The 1,850-nt window shown below is 59.6% G+C and carries 1 protein-coding gene; it reads right to left on the reverse strand.

Annotated features, from left to right (window positions below; genetic code table 11):
* Positions 1-5 precede the first annotated feature (5 nt).
* The gene (locus tag RUW20_RS08640; RefSeq protein ID WP_313951805.1) at positions 6-1,745 is read right to left on the reverse strand and encodes an ATP-binding protein; all 1,740 of its coding nucleotides are present in this window, start codon (positions 1,743-1,745) and stop codon (positions 6-8) included.
* Between the last annotated feature and the right edge of the window lie 105 nt (positions 1,746-1,850).

Genomic DNA, 1,850 nt, shown 5'->3' on the forward strand with positions numbered 1-1,850 from the left:
ACTCGTCAGTCGTCCTTGTCAATCAGTCGCTCGCGCGGCAAGGTGACGCGAAACACGGTTCCCTGGCCGATCTTGCTGCGCGCCTCAAGCTGGCCGCCATGCCGCTGCACGATACTGTGGGCCAGTGACAGGCCGAGGCCGGTTCCCGTGCCGACTGGCTTGGTGGTGAAGAATGGCTCGAAAATCCTGTCCAGATGTTCGGGCTCGATGCCCTGGCCGGTATCGCCCACCTCAACCCACACCTCATTATCATCGAAGCCGGTGCGCAGGACGATGATGCCGCGCTCGTCAATGGCTTGCACGGCATTGATCAACAGGTTCAGGAACACCTGATTGAGTTGCGGTGCAAGACATTCTATTTCGGGGATGCCGGCATAGTCCTTCTTGATCTTGGCCTTGTATTTGATCTCGTTCCAGACCAGGCTGAGCGTGTTCTCCAGGGCTTGCTCGAGGTTCGCGAGGCGCCACTCGGCGGTCTCCACTCGCGAGAAGTCCTTGAGGTGTTCGACGATCGTCTTGACCCGGTGCACGCCGTCGAGTGATTCGGTAATCAGGTTCAGGATATCTTGCTGCACAAAGTCAAGATCGGCCGCCGATTTCGCCTGCTCGATGGCTGCCAGAAGATCCGCATGCGTGGCCAGTGCCGGTTCCGCCTTTTGGTAGGCCTCGAGAACACTCAACAGATCCGCGACGTGTCCCTTGAGCGCTACCAGATGGGAGCTGATGAAGGCGAAGGGATTGTCGATCTCATTCGCCACGCCGGCCGCCAGCCGCCCTACGGACGCCATTTTCACCGATCGCAACATCTGGTTCTGCGCCTCGATCAGCATGGTATTGAGGGCGGTCAACTCAGCCATATGCACGCCGTTGTCCGCTTCGATGCGTCGGTATTCGGTGATGTCTTCGTAGATTCCAAGCACGCCGAAAGTCTCGTTGTGGTCGTTGACCAGTGGAATCTTTGACGTTCGCAGCCAGACTGTTTCACCACTCGCGGTGGTCTGTTGTTCCTCGAAGTGAAGCCTGGCGACTCCAGACGCCATGACCGCCCGGTCATCGGCGCGATAGGAATCAGCCTGCGCCGCCCAGGCCATCTGATAGTCGTCCTTGCCGATCATGTCATCACCGCTCTGCATTCCGGCATCCTTGGCAAATGCCGTGTTGCAACCGAGAAAGCGTAGATCGGGGCCCTTCCAGAAGACGCGAGCGGGTACCGTATCGATGATCTTCAGGAGCAGGTTTCGCGACTCGGCGACTGCCGCTTCAGCCAGCTTTTGCTCGGTAATGTCCTCGCCGGAACTCAGGGTGCCGATGATTTCCCCTGTCTGGTTGGTCAGCAGGCCAATGTGCCACGCCATCAGGCGCGGTTGGCCTTTGCTGTCGATTACTGCATATTCGGACAGTTTTTCCCTGGCCAGCCTGTCGCCGGCGACAAGTTGCCGAAACAAGGGGAATTGGACGGATCCGCCGCTTGGTTGTGGCAGGCAGCGCTCAAACCAGAGTTGCCCGAGAAGCGCGCTCTCTGGCTGGCCGAGCAAGGCGCATGCGGCGCGGTTGACCATCGAGATGCAGCCTTCGCTGTCCAGCGCGACCACGATGCACGGTACCGAGTCGAGATGCCGCTGCAGCAGTTGGTTGGCAAGGGTCAGTTCGCGGATCTTTTCCTCCGACACTTGCTCGGCTTCCTTGCGGGCCTGACGTTCTCGCTCGATCAGCTGTTGCAGTTGGGCGACATTTTCTTCGCGCATACCGTTTTACTCCGCGTGCAGCCCGGTGCTGGTCCGCGTTCTGTCGGACGCTCACGGGGCAGATTGAGTGAAAGCGGCAGGGCCCGTGGCCACTCCGATGAGACG

It is taken from the genome of Accumulibacter sp. (genome assembly GCF_032229525.1).
In the GTDB taxonomy this organism is placed as follows: domain Bacteria; phylum Pseudomonadota; class Gammaproteobacteria; order Burkholderiales; family Rhodocyclaceae; genus Accumulibacter.